11 protein-coding genes are annotated in these 21,473 nt (G+C 68.7%); 2 read left to right on the forward strand and 9 right to left on the reverse strand.

The window, feature by feature from the left end:
* Window positions 1–142 precede the first annotated feature (142 nt).
* From LKD76_RS27675 to LKD76_RS27715, 9 genes are all read right to left on the reverse strand, one after another.
* The gene (locus tag LKD76_RS27675; protein ID WP_227984334.1) at window positions 143–1,585 is read right to left on the reverse strand and encodes a lipase family protein; all 1,443 of its coding nucleotides are present in this window, start codon (window positions 1,583–1,585) and stop codon (window positions 143–145) included.
* An 11-nt stretch (window positions 1,586–1,596) separates the two neighbouring features.
* Window positions 1,597–2,466, reverse strand: a complete 870-nt coding sequence (locus LKD76_RS27680) for an ABC transporter permease (protein WP_227984335.1) — start codon at window positions 2,464–2,466, stop codon at window positions 1,597–1,599.
* A 197-nt stretch (window positions 2,467–2,663) separates the two neighbouring features.
* Window positions 2,664–3,467, reverse strand: a complete 804-nt coding sequence (locus LKD76_RS27685; protein WP_227984336.1) for an ABC transporter permease — start codon at window positions 3,465–3,467, stop codon at window positions 2,664–2,666.
* Window positions 3,464–4,447, reverse strand: coding sequence for an ATP-binding cassette domain-containing protein (locus LKD76_RS27690; RefSeq protein WP_227984337.1), 984 nt, complete (start codon window positions 4,445–4,447; stop codon window positions 3,464–3,466). Before LKD76_RS27690 ends, LKD76_RS27685 begins: the two co-directional genes overlap by 4 nt.
* A 120-nt stretch (window positions 4,448–4,567) precedes the next feature.
* Complete coding sequence (nbtC, locus tag LKD76_RS27695; RefSeq protein ID WP_227984338.1) at window positions 4,568–7,651, reverse strand: nocobactin polyketide synthase NbtC; 3,084 nt, start codon at window positions 7,649–7,651, stop codon at window positions 4,568–4,570.
* Complete coding sequence (locus LKD76_RS27700) at window positions 7,644–8,945, reverse strand: beta-ketoacyl [acyl carrier protein] synthase domain-containing protein (RefSeq protein WP_227984339.1); 1,302 nt, start codon at window positions 8,943–8,945, stop codon at window positions 7,644–7,646. The genes nbtC and LKD76_RS27700 overlap by 8 nt, the downstream gene beginning before the upstream one ends.
* Entirely contained in the window at window positions 8,942–9,697 is a 756-nt protein-coding gene (locus LKD76_RS27705; RefSeq protein ID WP_227984340.1) for a thioesterase II family protein, read from the reverse strand. The genes LKD76_RS27700 and LKD76_RS27705 overlap by 4 nt, the downstream gene beginning before the upstream one ends.
* A 269-nt stretch (window positions 9,698–9,966) precedes the next feature.
* Entirely contained in the window at window positions 9,967–16,071 is a 6,105-nt protein-coding gene (locus LKD76_RS27710; protein WP_227984341.1) for a non-ribosomal peptide synthetase, read from the reverse strand.
* 42 nt (window positions 16,072–16,113) lie between these two features.
* Window positions 16,114–19,638: a non-ribosomal peptide synthetase gene (locus LKD76_RS27715; RefSeq protein ID WP_227984342.1), complete on the reverse strand. Its 3,525-nt coding sequence runs from the start codon at window positions 19,636–19,638 to the stop codon at window positions 16,114–16,116.
* A 147-nt stretch (window positions 19,639–19,785) separates the two neighbouring features.
* Between LKD76_RS27715 and LKD76_RS27720 the strand changes: the two genes are divergently transcribed.
* On the forward strand, window positions 19,786–20,484 hold the full coding sequence (locus LKD76_RS27720) for a siderophore-interacting protein (protein WP_227984343.1): 699 nt from the start codon (window positions 19,786–19,788) through the stop codon (window positions 20,482–20,484).
* Window positions 20,485–20,718: 234 nt separating this feature from the next.
* The gene (locus LKD76_RS27725; protein WP_227984344.1) at window positions 20,719–21,435 is read left to right on the forward strand and encodes a DUF998 domain-containing protein; all 717 of its coding nucleotides are present in this window, start codon (window positions 20,719–20,721) and stop codon (window positions 21,433–21,435) included.
* The last annotated feature ends 38 nt before the right edge of the window (window positions 21,436–21,473 follow it).

Consider the following 21,473-nt stretch of genomic DNA (forward strand, 5'->3'; position numbering starts at 1 on the left):
CCGGTTCGCCGAGTTCTGCCGGCGCTCGATCGAATTCACGTCTCGACCGGCGGTTCCGATGCCGCTACTCGCACAATCGATTCCGGCGCCGTCCCGCTCGGGAGTCCGGCGCCGGAATCGACTGGGTCACTGCCGGGTGCGATCAGGGCAGAGCGGCGCAATTGCTCGGCGCGGGCAGACCCGCGAGCCGATCCGTCATCCATGCCTGGGCTGTCGCCAACGACGGAAAGTAGGCCAGGTCGTGCGTACCCACGATGCCGGTGATGGCGGGCAGCTGAGTATTCGCGTCCAGCTGAACCGGCGTACCGCCGGCACACCACCCGGCGGCCACGGCGCGCACCGGCGGGTAGGGCGTGCCCTCGTCGTTCATGGCCGAGGCGATGAGCACGGGCATCGACGGCGCTTGTGATCCGATGCGCTGTTCGTCGAACGCTTCTTTCAGGGCCGGGGATCGGTCGATGACCGCCGTGAGCGGTTCTCCACTGGTCGTGATGTGAGAAATTTGCCGGATTTGAATATCCAGCGAGGCGGCGATGGCGCATTTACCCAGCGCGTCGTTCATCAGCCCCTTGCCGACATCGTTGATTTCGGCATCGAGAATCGGACGCGTTTCGGGATAATCGGCGACGATGCCGTTGAGGGTGAGCGGGGCCGCGGACCCGACACCGGGCCGACCGTAGTTGTAGCCGATGAAATTCTCCGGATCGACGATGGGCCCGCCGACATAGGCGCCGCGCACATTCAGCTCGGGCGCGTAGCTCGACTGCAATTCCGCCGCCCCGGCGGAGGCCATACCGCCCTGGGAATATCCGAACAGCATGATCGGCGAGTGCGGATTCAGGCCCGAGCCGGGCATTTGCAACGCGGCGCGCGCGGAATCGAGCACCGCGTACGCCTGCGCCTTCCGGTTCAGGAAGTCGTGCACATCGGGGGTGCCCAGGCCGTGATAATCGGTCACCACGACGGCCATACCGCGCGCCAGCAGCGAGGACAGTGCGATCAGGTCGTATTCGGCCAGGGCGTCGTACGGCGGCCGGAACTGCGCGATCTGCGGCAACACCTTCGACGGTGCGCACTGATCGCCTTGGCCCTGCGAACCGACGCCGTACGCGACCAGCGGGCGTTCACCCGGACCCGTCCACGGCAGTATCGGCTCCAGGTAGGTGGCCACCACCGCGGTCGGCGCATCGTGGGTATCGCTGCTGACGTACATCATCTTGGTCGACCGGGCCGGCATCACACCCGGCTGACCGGGAGCCGACAGCGCCAGCGCCGCGGGCTCGGTGCGCAGGATCGCGCCCGGTGGCACCGGCGGGAGCGGAGGCGGCACGTAGAAATCGCCGGCGGCTGCTTGTGCAGGGGGTTGCGCCCATGCGTGTGGAGCGTAAATTGCCCCGCTTGCGGCAAAAATGAGAATTACCAATGCCCAACTGCGTATCCGGCTCCGCACGATGGAGTCCTTCCTGATCTTTATGCACGCCTTGGATAAACAATCGAATGTCGACAGTACCGGCAAGCGAGTGCGTGACCACGGAATCAGAGAGCGGACGATCGGCGTGTCCGCGCCGGCGACCGGGTCGGTCACCGGCGCTCGGATCAGCTCTGCACGGCGCGACGATAGCCGCGCACGGCCAGTGCGCCGAAGACCGCGATCAGGCCCACTGCCCAGGCCACGGTCTGTAGGAACGGGACCAACTGGGGGCCACCGAGAGTGAAATCGCGCATCGCTTCGATGGCACAGCTCATCGGCTGCCCCCGCACGATCGGCTGCAACCAGCCCGGGTAGTTCTCGACCGGGACGAATCCGGAATTGAAGAACATGCCGACCAGCACGACGATCGCGAACAGTTGCGTGACCTTGTCACCGACACTGCTCACACCGACCATCACCACCACCGGGGTGAACCCGGCGATCACGATGACCGGCACCACCAGCACCCCGATCACCCCGCCCCAGCCCTCGTGGAAGCGCAGGCCCAACAGCATGCCGACGATCACCACCACCACGGTGGCGGCGAGGGCACGACCGCATTCGGCCAGCAGCCGACCGATCAGACCGGCCGCGCGATGGATCGGCAGCACCCAGAACCGGCGTAACAGACCGCTCTGCCGTTCCCCGAACAGCGACATACCCGTACCCATCGCGCCGTACATGGCACCGGTGACCGCGATCATCGGCACGAATCCGTAGATGGGGTCGGTGTCGTGCATGGCGCCCAGTGACTTGTCGAGCACCAGGTCGTACATCAGCAGCAGCAGGATCGGGAAGATCAAGGTGGAGGTGATCACCTCCGGCTGGCGCGACCAGCGGCGCAGCAGCCGACCGGCCTCCACCAGACTCTGCGACAGCAGCCCGCCCGCGAGGGGTTCACCGAACGCGGTCCCCGCCGAGAGGTCGACCCGCACCGCCTCGCTCACGCCGCCGCCTCCGGTCGCGTCGTTCATGCCTGCGTTCTCAGCGGGCATTACCGGCTCCCTCCGTGGTTACGCACGCTGCCGCCTCCGGTCGCGTCGTTCATGCCTGCGTTCTCTGCGGGCATTACCGGCTCCCTCCGTGGTTACGCACGCTGCCGCCTCCGGTCGCGTCGTTCATGCCTGCGTTCTCTGCGGGCATTACCGGCTCCCTCCGTGGTTACGCACGCTGCCGCCTCCGGTCGCGTCGTTCATGCCCGGCGCCCTTCCGCTCGCACCGCCAGGACGGCGCCGACAATCAGCAAGCCCACGATCCATGCCACGGCGACGCCCAGTTCGGAGACGTACCGGCCGTCGGCCAGGCCGCGCAGCGCGGCGGTGATCTGGGAGACCGGCTGATTGCGCACATAGGGCTGAATCCAGCCCGGGAAACCCTCTGCCGGAACGAAACCCGTCGAGGTCATGACCAGGAGCAGTTGCGGCCCGAACAGCACCGTGCCGCTGAGTTCGGAGTTGCGGGTGACGGTGCCGAGCGCATCGGTCGCGATGACCAGCGCGCCGCCGAAGGCCAGCACCACCACCACGAAAACGACCGCGGCATCGGCGGAATGGAAGCGAAAGCCGAAGATCGTGCCGATGACCAGCGCCCCGATCAGGGCGGTCACCGACCGCAGCAGGCTGGCGGAGGTCCGGGCCGTCACCGGAATCCACGCCGGGACCGGCATGGACCGCAGCCGGGTGGCCATTCCGCCCACCACCTCCCGTGCGGCGCGGTCACCGGCGAACATGGAGGCGAAGAACATCGCGAACACCGCGATGATGGGCAGCAGGTACTGGGCGTAGTCGACCCCCGGCACCTCGAGCGACCGGCGCAGCGGTACGTAGAAGCACACGAAGAACACCAGTGGCTGGAAGAACGCGAGCACCATATCGCCTTGGCGCAGCGTGGTGCGGATACTCCGCCCGCTCAGCGCACTCAGCTGCGTCCAGGCCGGGACATGGAAGTCTTCGTCCGAGAACTGCCGCGCGGCAGTGGATTTCGTCGCGACCGTCATGCGTCGGCCCCCATCGTCGGCTTGGTCAGCTGGATGAAGACCTCGTCCAGCGACGGGCGGCGCAGTGCGATATCGATCAATTCGATTCCGGCGGTGTTGATCCGGTCCAGCGCCTGCGACAGGGTCGCCGCACCGCCCGGCGCCGGAATCGAGACCCGGTCCCGCGATTCGGCGACCGTCGGCTCACCCAGCTCCGCCAGCGCGGCGACCACGGCCGGCACATCGGCGGCGTCGACCGGGACCACCTCGCAGTAGCTGTCACCCGAGCGCGCCTTGAGCTGGTCGGCGGTGCCCTCGGCGATGACGGTGCCCTTGTCGACGACGATGATGTTGTCGCTCAACGCATCCGCCTCTTCGAGGTACTGCGTGGTGAGCAGAATCGTGACGCCCTGCTCCTTGAGCGAGCGGACCAGCGCCCACAGGCTCTGGCGGCTGACCGGGTCCAGTCCGGTGGTCGGTTCGTCGAGGAAGACCACGCGCGGCGGGCGCACCAGACCGCAGGCGATATCGATGCGCCGGCGCATACCGCCGGAATACTGTCCGACCCGGCGATCACCGGCCTCGGTGAGTGAGAACTGGTCGAGCAGTTCCTCGGCCCGCTGCTGGGCGGGCTTACGCCGCAGTCCCATGAGACGGCCGAACAACACCAGATTCTCGCGACCGCTGAGCATCTCGTCGAGGGCCGCGTACTGGCCGGTGAGCATGATCGACGAGCGCACCCGGGCGGCATCGCGGACCACGTCGTATCCGGCGACCACCGCCCGCCCGGCATCGGGCCGGGTCAGGGTGGACAGGATGGATACGGTGGTGGTCTTCCCGGCCCCGTTCGGTCCCAGCACCCCCAGCACGCTGCCGGTCGGCACGCTGAAAGTGATGTCCCGCAGGGCTTTCACCTCACCGAACGACTTCCGCACCGATTCGACGACGATCGCGGTGTCCGCTCCCGAGACCCCGCCGAATTCTCCCACTGGTTCCGACACACTGTTCTCCGTCTGAATACGACAAGCCGATTAATTTGGTAACGCTAACCTAATAAGGATCCCACCTCCACCCCCTCGCCGGCGATCCGCCGCCTCGGAAAAGTGGCGGAGTGCGGTGGCTCAGACGAGCAGGGAGACCACCTCGTCCAGCGACGCGCCGCCCAGGATCGCGGTGACCGGAAGATCGCGCCGCAACTCCGATTCGATCCGTTTGCGCAGGTCCAGCGCCTGCAGCGAATCCAGGCCGAGAGCGACCAGCGGAATGGTCCCGTCGATGGATTCGGCCGTGCCCAGCCCCATCACGGTGCGCAGGGCCGAGCGCACGGTCTCGGCGGTATCGGCACCCGGCTCCGCCACCGCGGCCGCGGCCGTTTCCGCCGCCGAATCCAGCACGGCGACAGGTGCATTCGAGGTCTCCGCCACCGGCGCCGCCGCGTCGTCCTGCTCCGGTTCGGGCAGTTCGGCGAACAACGGCTGATAGCCGAAGACCGCGTACAGATCGCTGATGCGGCCCCAATCCGCCGCGGCCACCAGCACATTCGCGGCGTCAGGTGCGAATCCCGCGGTCACCGCCCGGGCCGGATCCATCGGCAGCAGGCCCGTTCCGCTGATCTTGGCCAGCGCGTCGGCATTGTCGGCGCCGACCGCGCGCCACAGACCCCACTGGACCGAGGAACACCGCACCCCGTCGGCGCGGTAGCGGGCCGCGGCGACGTCGAGCAGCCGGTTGACCGCCGAGTACACCATGTGACCGCGACCGCCGAGCGTCGCCGACAGCGATGAACACAGCACGATCCGGCCGTTGTCCGTACGCGGGATATGCCGGACGAGTCGCTCCAGCGCAATCGATTTGGCCTGTGCCGCGGCACGAATCGATTCGGGTGTCACGGCGGCCTCGGCGGCGGCGTAGTCGACGGCCGCGTGCACGATCAGCGAGACCGGGGTGTCCCGGAATTCGGCGCCGAGCGCGGCCACCGCCTCCTCGTCGCCGATATCGCAGCCGCGGCGCACGATCTCGGTCTCGCCGATCCGCTCGATATCGCGCAGGCGCGCTATCGCCGCCGCATCGCCGCCGGAACGGCTGACCAGGGTGATCCGGCCCGCACCGGCGGCGGCGAATCGAGCGCAGAAGTCGAGTCCGAGTTTGCCGGTACCACCGATGATCACGACCTCGCGCAGGTCGGCGGCATCGAGCGGGCGATCGTTCGCGGTATCGTCGACGACCAATCGCTTGGCGTGGACACCGCCGTCACGGACGGCGAGTTCGGGCTCCCCGGCGATATGCAGAGCACCGACGAGCGCCTTGGCCGATGCCGCCGGATCGGCGCCGGCGGGCAGATCCACGTGCCGGACCGGGACACCCAGATATTCCGCGGCCAGACAACGGAATCCGGCCTGTGCCGCGGCATGGAACGGATCGGGCACCTCATCGGCCAGCACCTGTTCACCACCGGTGGTGACGAGCCAGATATCGCTCACCCCGGTGTGATCGGCCTGCCACGATCGTTCACCGAGGAAGGCGGCGAGATCGTCGACCGCCGCCGCGGCCGTCGAGTCCGACGACGGCGGCACCAGGACCACGAGGGTATCGGCCGATCCGGAGCCGGCATCGGCGACGACGGTGGCGCCCTGGCGCGGGGCGGCCGCATCGATCGCGGTGACCAGATCACCGCACTGCCCGGTGTGGTCGACCACTGCGATCGCGCGCGGCGGCACCACCTTCCGGCGCCGCAGCTTCGTCCACCGCTCGACGTAGCGCTGCGGCACCACCGTGCCGTCGGCGTTGCGGGCCCCGGCCGCGCGCGGCGCGTCGGCGGTGGCGTACGGGTAGGGCGCCCACAGTGTCTTGGGGCTCATCCGGGTATGCGGGAAGTCCAGCAGCGGCAGCGCCGGGACGCCCTCGCAGGCGCTGTCGCGCAGGCTCTCCCACGCGTAGTCGGCGTCGTGAACGGCGACGGTCGCCAGATTGCGGGTGAACTCGCGCAGATCCTCGGCGCTGCGCCGGGAGGTGCCCAGCGCCTGGAAGGCGCGCTTCGAGCCGGTCGCGGCGAGGTTCTCCTGGATGGCCAGCATCAGCGTGGGATGTTCGGAGATCTCGATGAACGTATCGGCGCCGCGGTCGGCGGCCACCCCGATGGCACGATCGAAGCGAACCCGGTTGCGCAGGTTCAGATACCAGTAGTCGAGCACCGACTGCTCGATCTCGACGCGATCACCGAAGGTGGCGCCGATGAAGTCGATATCACCGGGCAGGAACGAGTAGTTGTCCATACCGTCGCCGACGGTGCGGTTGAGAATCTCGCGGAAGCCGCTCACGTAGGAGGTGTGCGCGGGGTACTGAACCCGGATCTCCTTCGCGAATTTCCCTGCGCCATCGAGCAGTTCGATGATCGCCCGGACCACGTCGCGCTCACCGGAGATGGCCAGGATGTGCTCGGAGTTGACCACCGACAGTTCGGCGAAGCCGGCGTGCCGGGCGAGCAGATCCTCGCACTGGTCGCGGTCGATACCGAGTACGGCCATCGAGTATCCGGACAGCTGCAGACCGTCGACGATCCGCGCGCGGGTGGTGACTATGCGGACCGCGTCGCGCAGCGTCTGCGCACCGGATACGTACGCGGCGGTGATCTCACCCTGTGAATGGCCCACCGTGGCCCGCGGGCGCACCCCGACCGCCTGCCACATCGCGGCCACGCCCACCATCTGCATGAACAACGCGGGCTGGACGTTCTGCGCGCTGTCGTCGGCCGGCGCCTCGGCATCCAGCAGATACGACAGCGGCGACCACCGATAGAGCTCGTGGAAGATCTTGTCGCATTCGTCGACCGCGGTGCGAAAGGCCTCGGAGTGGTCGTAGAGCATGCGGCCCATACCGGGTCGCTGGCTGCCCTGCCCGGGGAAGACGTAGGCGACCCGGCCCCGGGTCGCGGCGCGAGCCGAGACCACGACATCCGGATGCGGCTCCCCCGCGGCGACCGCGCGCAGTCCGCCGAGCAGGCTGTCGCGATCCGTGGCCATCACCAGGGCGCGATATCGCCGCGCGACCCGGGTGCGAAAGAGCATGTCGGCCACCTGATCCGGGGTGACCGCCCGGTGGCCGGCCAGGTAGTCGGCGACGGCCGCCGCTTCCCGGCCCAGCGCCTCGGGATTGTCCGCGGACAGCAGCACCGGCACGCTGCCGTCGGGCAGTCGGTAGCTAGACATGGATCTCCTCTTCCACGGCCGGAATGGCCACCAGCGCGTGGGCATTCGTGCCCGAAACCCCGAACGACGAGACGGCCCCGTAGCGAATTCCGTCGTGTGGCTCCCAGTACTCGAGGTCTGCGGCCAGCCGCAGACCCGTTGCCGCCCAGTCGACCTCGGCGGTCGGGTTGTCGGCGAATCGGGTGGGGGCGATGCTGCCGTGGAGTCCGCTCAGCAGTACCTTGATCAGGCCGAGCATGCCCGCGGCCGCCTGAGCGTGGCCCAGATTGGATTTCACCGATCCCAGCCGTGCCGTGCCGCCGCCGTAGACCCGTTGCAGCGCTGTCAGTTCCAGCGGATCGCCGACCGCGGTGCCGGTCCCGTGACCTTCGATCATGCCGACCAGTTCCGGCGCGATACCCGCGGCGTCCACGGTCTTGCGGATCAGCCGCTCCTGGGCCTCGGCACTGGGCACCGCGATCGGCGCGCCGCTGCCGTTGTGGTTGACCCGGGTCGCCAGGATCCGGCCGTAGACGCGATGCCCCAGTTCCCGGGCCCGCGATTCCCGTTCCAGGACGACGATGCCGGCCCCTTCACCCCAGAGGGTGCCGCCGGCGTCGGCCGAATACGGTTTGCACTGCCCATCGGTGGCCAACGCGTTGTTCTTGGAGAATTCGAAGAACGCTCCGGCCGAACCCATGACGCACACCGCCCCGGCCAGTGCCCATTCGCAGTCACCGGCGCGGATCGCGGCGACCGCCATGTGCAGCGCCGACAGCGAGGAGGCGCAGGCGGTATCGACCACGATGGACGGACCGCCCAGACCGAGACAGTTGGAGATGCGCCCGGCCACCGCGCCGAGCGCGGTGCCGGTGGCCCGATATCCGCTGTACTCGTTCACCTCGGCCGCATGCGGGCCGTATTCGGTCGGGGAGGCGCCCATGTAGCAGCCGACGTCCTCGCCGTCGATGGCGCCGGGATTGATGCCCGCGTTCTCCAGTGCCCGCCACGCGACCCGCAGCGCCACCCGCTGTTGCGGATCCATGGCCACGGCCTCGCGCGGGGTGATGCCGAAGAACATCGGATCGAATTCACCTGCGGTATAGAGGAATCCCCCCGCGTCGCGAACCTCGGACCAGCCCTCGATATCCGACAGCGTCAGCAGCCGCTCGAGCGGCCAGCCGCGATCGCGGGGGAACGGGCCGATGAGGTCCCGGGATTCCGCCAGTGCCGCCCAGTACTCGGCGGGTGTCTCGACCCCGCCGGGCGCGTCGATACCGATGCCGGTGACGACGATCGGATCGTGCTCGCTCATCTCGCGGTCTCCAGCTCGGCGGCGAGCAGTTCGGCGATACCCTCGACCTGGTCGTGCAGATAGAAATGCCCGCCGTCGAACATCTCGACGGCGAGATCTCCGGTGGTATGCCGCTGCCATCCGTAGAGCTCGCCCATGGTGACGAAGTCGTCGTCACTGCCGCCCATCGCCTGGATCGGGGCCCGCACCCGCACATCCCGCGCGCACGAATAGCGGTCGAAGGCCGCGTAATCGGCCTTCAGGACCGGCAGTGCCATCGTCATCAGATCGCGGTTGCCGAGCACATCGGCGCCGGTGCCCTGGAGCCCGACGAGATGGTCGAGCAGTTGCTCGTCCTCGGTCGGGTGGTTGGGCATATCGGCTACCCGCGACGGTGCGACGGCGCCGGAGACGGCGAGCAGTCGCACCGGCACACCGGCCGCCTCGGCCAGCCGGGCGAATTCGAAGGCCACGATCGAGCCCATGCTGTGCCCGAAGACGGTGATGGGCTCGCCGCGATGGAACGGAGAGCGGATGAACTCGTCGAACGCTCCGGCGGCGAACTCCGGCAGGGTTTGCGGGGCGACCTCACGGGCCCGGTCCTGACGGCCCGGATACTGCAGGACCACGACATCGAAATTCTCCCGCAGCTGCTTGGAGAACGGCCGGTAGGTCGAGGCGCCCCCGCCCGCGTGCGGACAGATCACCAGCGGCGCGGCGGCGGCCGCCCGAGGCTTGTGGAACTGTCGGATCCAACCGGGTGTTGTTGCCATATCACACATCTCTCTTCACAAGGACTGCCGGCTCGGCCCGGGCCCACGCATCGGCATGCGGGCGCCGGCGGGACGGTCCGGCACCGCCCGGCCGTTGGCATCGGCCGGAACCGCCTCGGACGTCGCGCGGGCGCCCAACTGTTTGCACCCCAAGGGCATTCGATGTGCGCTGGGCGACACAGCGACTCCCTTAGATAGGTGAGGCAAACCTAATATACCCGAGGGTGATCTACCCGGACAGGGGTGGTCGGCCGGGCCGGACCACCGGATCACTGCCACATCCGCCTCATCACCAACAGGCCCTGGTCCTCGTCGCCGAGCACCGCGGCCGCGTCGATCCGCTGATCCGGGGCGTCCGCGATGGCGCGCAGGGTGTTGGAGAAGGCGGTTTCGATGATGCGGGCGTCGTCGTCCTCGAACGCGTCCTCGGCGTAGAAGATCGCCGCCTGCACCGAATCGCTGGGGAGCAGCGAGTTGGCCGGAAAGATCATCAGCAACAGCGCGTTATCGGTCGCTCCCGCGCCCTCGAACGAGGCCAGCTCCAGCCCCGCGCTGCCGAGCAGGCCCTCGAGTTCCTTCCGTCCGGGCGGGTAGGACTCGAAGACGAACATGGTGTCGAACAGCTTGCGGCTGCCGGCGGCACGCAGCGCCGAGGTCAACGGATAGCTGTGGTACTCCATCAGTTCCATGCGCCGGGACTGGACCTCGCTCAGATGCTCGCGCCAGGTGCGGGCGCCGGAGAAGCCGATCACCGCCGGAATGATGTTGGCGAAGCAGCCGATGGCGTTGTCGACCTCGTCGAGATCGGCCGGACGTCCGGAGACCGCCTCACCGAAGACAGTGGTCTCCGCACCCGCCACGTAGCGCAGCGCATTCGCCCACGCCAGCTGGCACACCACACTGAAGGTGGTACCCACCTCGGAAGCCAGCACGGTGAGCCGTTCCACCAACTCGTCGTCGATGGCGAACGAACGCTCGCACGGAATGCCGTCACTGCCCGGTCCCCGGCCGGGCGCGACGAGGCAAGGCCGCACGCCTTCGAGCACCGGCTGCCAGGCCGCCTCCACCGCCTCCCGTTCGGCCTCGACCATGGTCAGGAACTTCCCGAAGGTCTCCGGAGTCGCGATCGGATCCGCTCCCGCGACGGCATATTCGGCGAACACCTCACGCGCCACGAGCTGTCCGGACCACCCGTCGAGCAGCATGTGGTGCATGGTCAGCACCACGGTGTGCACATCGCCGGGCATATGCGCCACGGTGACCCGGGTCAGCGGTCCACGGGCCAGGTCGAACTGCTCGGCCTGGTCGGCCCGATAGAACTCGTGCAGCCGCTCGGTCGCGTCCGGCACGCTCGTCAGATCGATCTCACGCACCGGAATCGGCATATGCCCGGCCACGATCGCGTACGGCCTGCCCGCGTGTGACACCGACAGTGTCACACGCAGATTCGGATACCGGTTCAGGACCGTGTCGAAGGCGCGCCCCAGCCGCGCCACCTCCAGCTCGCCGCGCACCCCGATCAGGGTCTGCACGTTGTAGACGTCGCGAGCGCCGGCGCTCAACGCGGTCAGGTACAGCCCCGCCTGCATCGGCGCGAGCGGGTACACGTCCTCGTATTCGCCGTAGATATCGCGCCAGCGGTCCAGATCGAGCTGAGTCGGACCCACGGCGAGCACATCGCTGGGGCTCAGCCGGCGCATCTGGTCGTCGCGCACCGCCTTCGCCAGTTCGGCCAGCCCCGATTCCCAGAGCCCGGCCACTTCGCGCACATCGTCCTCGGACAGCGGCCCGGCCGGGAAGCGGAAGGACGCCTGCAGAGTCACCCGCTCGCCCTCGGTCAGGGCCACGGTGTTGATGTCGAGCAGCGCCGGAGCGGGCATGGAAGGATTCGCGTGACCTCCCATGTAGCCGAATTCCGGTGCCGCCGAGAAGTTCTCGACGCACTCCTCGGAGCCCGCCGCGGCGAACCGGCCCATGTAGTTGAAGCTGATCTGCGGCGTGCGGTGCCGTGCGAGGGCGGGGCGGGTGTCGGCGTTGAGCCAGCGCAACAGACCCCAGCCGATACCGGATTCGGGCACCGCCAGCAGCTGTTCCTTCACCGCCTTGACCGCCGACTCCACCTCGGAGCCGCCGCTGACGTCGAGGTTCACCGGATAGGTGGTGGTGAACCAGCCCACGGTGTTGGCCAGATCCACTCCGGCGAACAGTGTTTCGACGCGGCCGTGCCGCTCCATGGTCAGCGACACCGTCGCGGCGTCGGATTCGCGGCGCTGCCGGAACCGGTGCACCGCCACCGCCAGCGAGGCGACCTGGATGTCGAGGAAATCGCAACCGAATGCCGTAGTGGCCGTGGTCATCAGGAAGGCGGTGTCGTCGGAGTCCAGCGACGTGGTGATCTCGCGCACCGTGGCGACGGTGTCCACCGCGGGATCCAGTTCGCGGCTGCCGAGCGGCGGATCCACGCCCTCGGCCGCGGCGGTCCAGTACGGCAGGGTGTCGAGCACGCTGTCGGCGGTGGCCAGTCCGGCCAGACTGGTGTTCCAGGTCTTCACCGATGTTCCCGATTCCGCTGCCGCCCCGGGGTTCTCCCACAGCTGGCGCAGATCGTCGTGGATGACGCGCCACGAGACGCCGTCCACCACCAGATGGTGGATCACCAGCAGCAGCCGGCCCTGGGCACCCGCGTCCGATCGCACCCAGATCGCCGCGACCATCCGCCCGGCCGCCGGGTCGAGCAGTTCACTGCCGTGGCGAAGTTGTTCGCGCAGTCGCGAACCCGCCTGCCGATTCCACTCCGCGGCGGGCACGACGATCTCGGTGAGCGTCGGTGCGGGGACCTGCTCGTCCGCGCCCGGGATGTAGTAGGCGGTATGCCCGTCGGGATCGGTGGCCAGCCGGGCTCGCAGCATCGGGTGCCGGTCCACCAGGGCCGCGACCACGGCGGTGACCCGGTCCCGTGTGCTGTGCGGCGGCGTCACCACCGCGGTGGCCTGGCTGTAGGCGCTGTGTTCGGGTGCGGTCTCGGCGAGCACGGTGGCGATCGGATTGAGCGGAATCCAGCCGGTCGCGGCACCGACCTCGGCCAGTGCCGGGGCGCCGCCCGCGACGATCGGCTCGGCCGCCGCCGCGATGCGCGCGATCGTGCGTGCGTCGAACAGCGCGCTGGTGGTGATGAGCAGTCCGCGCTTCTTCAGCGCCGACGCCATCCGGATGGCGGTGATGGAATCGCCGCCCAGCGCGAGGAAGTCGTCGTCGGCGGCCAATGCGGTGGTCTCGGCGATACCGAGTACCTGGCGCACCGCGTCGGCGACGCCGCGTTCGGCCTCGTCGCGCAGCGCACGACCCCGGCCGGTGCTGCCACCGAGATCCGGCGCCGGCAGTGCGCGCCGATCCAGTTTGCCGTTGGCGGTCAGCGGTAGCTCGTCGAGCCGGACCAGTGCCGACGGGATCATGTACTCCGGAAGTCGCCGCGAAAGATACGACGTGATCCGATCGGCGTCCGCGCCTGCGGTGGCGAACTCCGAATCGGCTTCGGGCACGTAGTAGGCCACCAGTGCGAGATCGCCCGCGCTCTGCGGCGCGGTCACCGCCACCGCCGAGGCGATACCCGGCATCCGGCGCAGCACGGTGCCGATCTCACCCAGTTCGATACGGTGGCCGCGCACCTTGACCTGATCGTCGACGCGGCCCAGATATTCCATGCGGCCCTGCGAATTCCAGCGCACGATATCGCCGGTGCGATACATCCGCGCTCCGGGCTCGCCGGCGAAGGGGCAGGCCACGAAGGCCGCGGCGCTCAAATCGGGGCGGCGATGATAGCCGCGGGCCAGCTGCACACCGCCGAGGTAGAGCTCACCGACCACGCCGGGCGGCACTTGCCGCAGGCGCTCATCGAGCACGTAGACCGACGAATTCCATTCGGGCGCACCGATGAGCGCGGAGCGGATGGCGTCCTCGTGCGGATCGATACCGGCGAAGTCCTCGTGCATGAGGTCCATCGCACCCTCGGTCGGGCCGTACAGCCCGAGAACCGTGCCGCCGAAGAAGCGGCTCGATTCCTCGACCAGCGCCGGCGGCACCGATTCACCGCCCAGGTACACGTAGCGCATCGACCGCAGCCGGGCCGGATCCGGGCCGGCGTCGATGAAGGCGCGAACCACACTGGGCACCAGCGAGATCTGCGTGATCCGGTGCCGATGGATGATCCCGGCCAGCGCTTCCACATCCGCCTGCCACCAGTCCGGCGGGGGCAGCACGGTCGCCGAGCCGGTGCACAGCGCGTTCACCAGTTCGAAGACCGAGACGTCGAAGCCGATCGGCGCCTTCTGCAGGATGCGCTCCTCGCCGAACTCCAGATAGTCCCGCATCCACTGCACGTGGTTGGTGACGCCGCGCTGATGAACGATGACGCCCTTGGGGCGGCCGGTGGTTCCGGAGGTGTAGAGCAGATAGGCGGCGTCGAGAGGGTGGATCGGCCGCGGCGGCAGAACCGGTGGCAGCTCGGCGCCGTCGCCGGCGGCCAGTTCCGCGACGACCGCCGGATCGGCGAGATCCACTGTCGGAACGGTGATCTCGACGCTCGGACCCTCGGCCGCCGACACCAGCAGCAAGGTGGGCTCGGCGTCGTCGAGCATGTATTCGACGCGATCGATCGGATAACTGGGATCCACCGGGAAATAGACCGCGCCGACGCGCTGTACGGCCGCGAAGGCGATCGGCAGCCGCTCACTGCGCTCGGCGTAGACCCCGACCCGATCACCCGGGCGCACACCGCGTGCCAGCAGCAGCCGCGCGAGCTCGTCGACCCGGCGATCGAATTCGCGATAGGTCAACTCGAGATCGCCGAACACCACCGCGGTCCGATCCGGATACCGCGCGGTGGCCGCGCGGATCATCGCGTCGATGGAGTCGGCCTCGATATCCACCACGGAGCCGTGCGACCACGCGGACAGCGCGGTGCGATCGGACCGCGACAGCGTCGTCAGCTCGGTGATCGGCCGATCCGCGGTGGCCGCGGCGAGTACCTGGTCGATGTACTCGTGCAGCCGGTCGATGGTCGCGGCGTCGAAAAGATCGGTGCGGTAGGTGATCTGCACATCGGTGCGATCGACGTGCATGAACGTCTCGACCACCAGCGGCAGTAGCGCGGCGCCGTTGTGCATCAGCTCCCAGCTGGTGACGACGCCCGGAAGCTGTGGACCGTCGATCTTCTGATGCAGGAACAGCACCATGGTGTCGAACAGGTTCGAGCCGACGTTGCCGGTGGCCGCGTTGACCGCGCGCACGATGCCTTCCTGCGGGAAGTGCTTGTGGCCGAACCCGTCGGTGATCACCCCGCGCACCTGTGCCACCAGTTCGGCGACGGACACCTCTCCCTCGGCGGCGATTCGCAGCGGAAGCATATTGCTGAGGTTGCCGATCAGCAGCTCCATGCCGGATTCCTCGCGGTTGGCCACGGTGGTGCCGATCACCATGTCGGCGCGGCCGGTCATCTGTCGCAGCGCGAGGTAGTAGGCGGACAGGAACACCGAGAACGGCGTGGTGCGCAACTGTGCGGTCAGTTGGCGCAGGGCGGCGTCGGCGCGCTCGCTCAGCGGCTTGTCGGAACGCTCGCCGCGTTCGGTGACCGCGACCGGACGACGATCGTAGGGCAGCGCCAGTTCGGGCAGCTCGTCACCGAAGCGGCTCTGCCAGAAGCGAATATCCTCGTCGTGATCGTCGGCGGCGAAGCGGTCGGCCTCCCACTCGGCGAAGTCGGCCACCTGCAATCGCAGCGGTTCGGCCTCGACCCGGCCGGTGCGGGCCTGCCGGTAGAACGTCTCCACATCGCGCGAGAGCGCCGGCAGCGTCATACCGTCCCACGCGATGTGCTGAATGACCACGATCGCGACCAGTTCAGTGGCCCGCACCCGGGCGAAGGTGACACGCAGCGACGATTCGGCGGTCAGATCGAAACTCTCGCGGGCCGCGGTCTCGGTGAGCTCGCGCACCCGCGCGCGCGCCGCCTCGGCCCCCGCCGCGGACAGATCCACCTCGCGCAGCCGGGGCGCCAGCTCGGCGTGGATCCGCTGATAGGGCTCGCCGTCGTCATCGGTGTGATAGGTGGTGCGCAGGACCTCGTGCCGACGCACCAGCGCCTCGAACGCCACGTGCAACGCGCGGGTGTCGACCTCGCCGGAGAAGGTCAGCGCCAGGCACAAGTTGTAGGCGGTGCTACCGGGCGAGATCTGCTGGTGCGCCCAGACGTAGCGCTGCCCGAACGACAGCGGCGCCCGCTCGGGATCTCGCCGGACCGGCACCGCGGCGGCGGTGGCCAATCCTTCCTCGGCGAGCCGAGCCGCCATCGCTGCCTGCAGGTCTTCGAGCGAACGCATGTGACGAACCAATCTGTGTACGACGAGAAATCCGGACCGCGATCAGCGTCCGCTACCGGCGAGCGCCGAATCCGCTTGCGGCACTTCGACCTCGGCGAGCTCGAGCAGGATTCGCGAGACCCGCGCGAGCCGACCGGGTGTGGTTTCGGCGGCGAGCAGCCCCGCGCTGATGCGCCGCACCGTGCGGCCGCCGAAAACCTCGGTGACACCGAACTTCTCGACCGCCAGCAGGCCGCGCACCGTGGCGGTGAGGGTGGTGGCCAGAATCGAGTTGCCGCCGATTTCGAAGAAGTCGGTCTCCACTCCCACGCTCTCGACACCGAGAATCTGTGCCGCGATATACGCCACCGCCGCCTCGACCTCGTTCGCGGGGGCGACGAATTCCGATGCCGCCGTCGGCGATCCGCTGTCGAGACCGCGCTTGATCGCCGCCCGGTCGAATTTGCCGTTGGGGGTGAGCGGAATGGTGTCGAGAACGTCGATGAGCTCCGGAATCATGTGCGCGGGAAGGAGGTCGCGCAGTCGCTCGCGCAGCTCGCCGCCGGTGGTTCCCGGTGCGCTGACCGCGGCGGCCAGCCGGCCGGAGTCCGTGACCAGCGCCACGGCCTGCCGCACCTCCGGCAGCGTGGTCAGCGCGGATTCGACCTCACCGAGTTCCACCCGGTAACCGCGGATCTTGACCTGGTGGTCGGCGCGGCCGAGGAAGTCCACGGTGCCATCGGGCAGGTAGCGGGCGAGATCGCCGGTGCGGTACCAGCGCACCCCGTCCGCCTCCGTGAAACGCTGCGCGGTGCGCTCGGGATCGCCGCGGTAGCCGTCGGCGATACTCGTTCCGCCGAGCCACAATTCGCCGGCCACCCAGTCCGGGCAGTCCTCCCCGCGCTCGTTGACCACCCGCATCCGCACGTTGGCCAGCGGGGTGCCGTAGGGCACGCTCGACCGGTCGGCGGGGAAATCGTCGGTGACCTCGCAGACCGTGGAGTGGATCGCCGCCTCGGTGGCGCCGCCGAGACCGGCGAAGCGCAGGCCGGGAACGAGGGCACGCAGGCGGTGCCCCAGATCGGTCCCGACCCGATCACCACCGGTGATCACCAGCCGCAGCGAGCGCAACTGCGCGGCGGCGCTACCCATGACGGCGGGAGCGGCTCCCCCCGTGGTCGCGCGAGCCGCCGCCTCCGGTAGCGTCGCTCCGGCCACGGTGTCGAGCAGCATGCCGATCAGGCCGGGCGCGCAGTTGAGCACGGAGACACCGTGTTCGGCGATCAGCCGTGCCCAGCCCTGGGCGTCGCGCTCGATGCCGGCGTCCACGCAGACCAGGGCGCCACCGACGGCGAGCGGGGCGAAGATGTCGTACACCGATAGATCGAACTCCAGCGACGACAGGCCGAGCAGGCGATCGTCGGCGCCGAGCCCGAAGTGCGCGGCGAGCGCGTCGATGGTGTTGGCGGCAGCGCGGTGGCTGACCTCGACTCCCTTCGGTTCGCCGGTGGATCCGGACGTGAACAGCACGTAGGCGATGCTGTCGGGCGATGCGGAGTGCGCGTGCTCGAGTTTCGGCCCGGTGAGCGCGGTCGTCAGGTCGATCGCCGTGACCTCGCCGGGCAACTCGGCCGGGGAGTCGACGAGGGCGACCCGTGCGCCGGCGCGGGCCAGAATGCGATCCCGGCGCGCGGCGGGCTGCCCGGTGCCGATCGGCACATAGCTGGCACCGGCGGCCAGCACCCCCAGGACGGCGGGAATCTGCCGGTGGCCCTTGCCGATCACGACCGCGACGGTATCGCCGGGACGCACACCCGCATCGGTGAGCGCGTGGCCCACGGCCAGTGCCTGATCGGACAGCTCGCCGTAGCCACTCGCACCGCCGTCGGACCACAGCAGCGCGGGCCGCCGCGGATCCTGTTGCGCGTGTGCGAAGAACGCGTCGTGCAGGGTGCGCTGCCCCAGATCCACCGCGGTGTCGTTGACCTTCGCCCGCACCGCGGCCTGTTCGGCCGGTAGCGCGATGGACAGCGGAGCGTTCCAGTCCGCGCCGGGTTCGACCAGGGCCAGCAGCAGCCGGCGGAATTCGGCGAACATCGCCTCCACCACGCCCTCGGGCATGGCGTCGCGACGCACATCCCAGTTCACCAGCAGGCCCCCGGCCAGCTCGGCCACCTGGGCGTCCAGATCCACCTGCGGGCCCTGCGAGAGCACCCACACCGGCGCACCGAACAGGCGAGTCACAGTGTCGGCGAACAACTCACCGAGGTTCAGGCCGGAGGTGAAGACCACCGACGGGGTCACCGGCGCACCGCGCGACCGGCCCAGATCGCGCAGCACGTCCAGGCCCTCGTAGGTGGAATGGACCGCGCACGTGTGCAATTCGCGCTGTAGCCGCTTGGCACGCGCGACCGCCGACTCCGGGGTGCGGGCGTCGACGTCCACGAGGACCGAATTGGTGAAATCGCCCACCACACGGTCGATATCGTCGTGGAAGGGCTCCCGATCGAACAGCGGCACGTTCAGCAGGAAGCGCTGGTGCGCCGACCAGCGCGCGATCGCCTCGGAGAAGACGGTGGCCAGGGTGACCGCGGGGGTGACGCCGTGGCTGTGCGCGACCTTGTTCAGCTGCGCCTTGGCCTCGGGTGGGAACCAGTGGTGCAGGCGGATACTGCGGGCCGGATCGCCGCGCTCGTCCTCGGGGACGACGGGCAGGGCGGGGATATCGGGCAAATCGGCGAGCCGTTCGCGCCACCAGGCCCGTGCGGCCGAATTGTCCGGCGCGGTGCGCTGTTTGGTGTCGAGATAGTCGCGGAAGGTGTAGCCGATCGCATCCGCCGGTTCGGCATCGGTCTCGTAGCACGTGGCCAGATCGTCCAGGATGCGACGGTAGCTCTGCGCGTCGCCGGCGAGCATATCGACGTCGACGTGGACGCGATGGGCATTGCCGGGCAGCAGAGTGAGAGTGATGTCGATGACCTCACCGGCCTCGACGTCCATCCGCTGATGGCTCTTCTCGTGACGCAGCCGTTCCAGTTCGGCGGCCGGGTCGGCGGCAGCTGTCAGATCCACCGCGCGGAATACCGGGCGTTGCGGTTCGGGCAGCACCCGCTGAGTGCCGTTGTCGGTGAACTGCACCCGCAGCTGCGGATGCCGCCGCACGACCCGGTCCACCGCACGCCGCATCCGATCGGCGTCGAGGCCGTGCCCGTCGAATTCCACGTACAGATGGGCGGCCACACCGCCGAGCCGCTGATCCTGGCGACGGCCCACCCAGTAGGCGTGCTGCATGGTGGCCAGGGGGAATTCCTCACCCTCGGCGGTCTCCGACACGGGTGCCGCGGGCTCGGATTCCCCGGCCGGTGCGGATTCGGCGCCGAGCAGCTGCGCCCAGGCGCCCACGGTCGGCTGCAGCGCCAGCTCGGAGCTGCGCACCTCGTGGCCCTGCTTGCGCCAGCGCCCGGCCAGCCGCATCAGCAACATCGAGTGCATGCCGAGTCCGACCAGATCGTCGTCGTATCCGATCGATTCGGGTTGTATCCCCAGCTCCGCCGCCACGATGTCACGTACATCCGCTTTGCCGAGCATCAGACAAAACTCCTCACCGGCCGGGAAACAGGCCTCACCTCACACTTAGAAGGCTAGGCTTGCCTAACCCGCATGCATAGTAACCCAGACAGCCCCTGCTGCTGTAGGTATGTGGTTTGGCTAACCTAACCCGGATACTCTAGCCCTATGGGCAAAGGCTTCAACGGCATCGTTCTCAAGGCATTCGGCGCCGACGATTACCGGTTCACGGTGACGGCTACCGAACGGGTCAGCGACAAATACCTGCGTATCGGGTTCACCGGCGGCGGCCTGCTGGCCGCGCATCCGGTACACCCCACCCAGTGGGTGCGGATCTGGTTCGCCGAGGACAACGGCAATCTCGTCCAGCGCGGCTACACCCTGGTCGATCCGAACCCCGAGGCCGACACCTTCGATATCGAATTCGCCCTGCACGGCGGGCCCGCGTCGCGCTGGGCCGAGCAGGCCACTGTCGGCGATGTCCTCGACGCCACGGTGATGGGTTCGAAATTCGCTGTCCCCGATCCGGTTCCCTCGGAATTCCTGATCTTCGGCGACAGCGCGTCCCTGCCCGCCATCAACTCTCTGCTGGACGCCATCGACGAAACCCCCGCGCGGGTGTGGCTGGAATGGCAGGACGAATCCGAACAGTCCCTGCCCGTACGCACCGGCCCCGAAACCGAGGTGACCTGGGTGCAGCGCGTCAACTACGGACAACTGCTGCGCCAGGCCGCCGAATCGGTGACCTGCTCCCCCGACGCCTTCGGCTGGGCGGCCTGCGATGCCGCCACCACCCGCGCGATCACCAAATCGCTGAAATCCAAACTGCCCAAGGGAAATGTGGCCGCGCGCGGTTACTGGCGCTGAGCAGGGGCACACCCGTCGTGCGCCGCCGAAGCGATTCGCGGACGCCGGGGCCCGGGAGGAACGGTTCGCGTGGCCCCAGCCCTGCCGTCGCACCGGACCGGTACCGGGCCCGGGGAACATTTGTCCAATCTCCGGGGCGACCGATCGGTCGATAGTGGTGTTCACCTCGGGTGCGGTCGGCGAACCGCCACGCTCCCCGAGTTGTCACCCCGATCGACGACGAGAGGACATGTCGTGACCGGCACCCTCGGCCCCGCGAAGCCACAGTCCGCCCGAACCCCGGCACACCCTGCCGGAGAGCACTCGGCGGCGAGGAGACTGCTGCTGACGTGCGGTGTCATCGCTCCGCTGCTCAACATTGTTGTCATTCACGCCCTTGGGGCCATACGCCCTGACTACAACGCCTGGGTGGTCCCCGACAGCAACCTCGAACTGGGGCCCGGCGGATGGATGCAGATAACCAACTACGTCGTCACCGGATCGCTCCTGCTCGCCTTCGCCGTCGGGATGAGGCGGCTTCCGCGTACCGGACGCGGTGCCACCTGGGGCCCCCTCCTGCTGGGCAGCTATGGCCTCACCTTCGTCGCCATCGGGCCTGTCCTTCCCGACCCGTCGCTGGGTTACCCGCCGGGAGCGTCGGAAGCGCTGACCGTTCACGGCGCCGTTCACAGTCTTCTCGGTCTGGTTCAGTTCATGTCGCTGACCGCGGCTTGCTTCGTCCTGGCCCGGCGCGATGACGCGCTCGAAAGTCGCGGCTGGTACCGGTATTCGGTTGCCACCGGCCTGCTGGTCCCCACCTCCTACGTCGCCTTCGCCCTCACCGCCCGATCGGTGGACGGGGGGCCGGCGGGGCTCATCGAGCGGATCGGAATCATTGCCTGCGGCATGTGGATTGCGCTGTTGGCAATCCGCCTGCTGAGAAGAGCGGGCTCACGCGTGTCTGTCGAATAGCCGAGGGCCGGTCCGCGCGGACGCCAACGGCTCGAGAT

It is taken from the genome of Nocardia spumae (assembly GCF_020733635.1).
GTDB lineage: Bacteria > Actinomycetota > Actinomycetes > Mycobacteriales > Mycobacteriaceae > Nocardia > Nocardia spumae.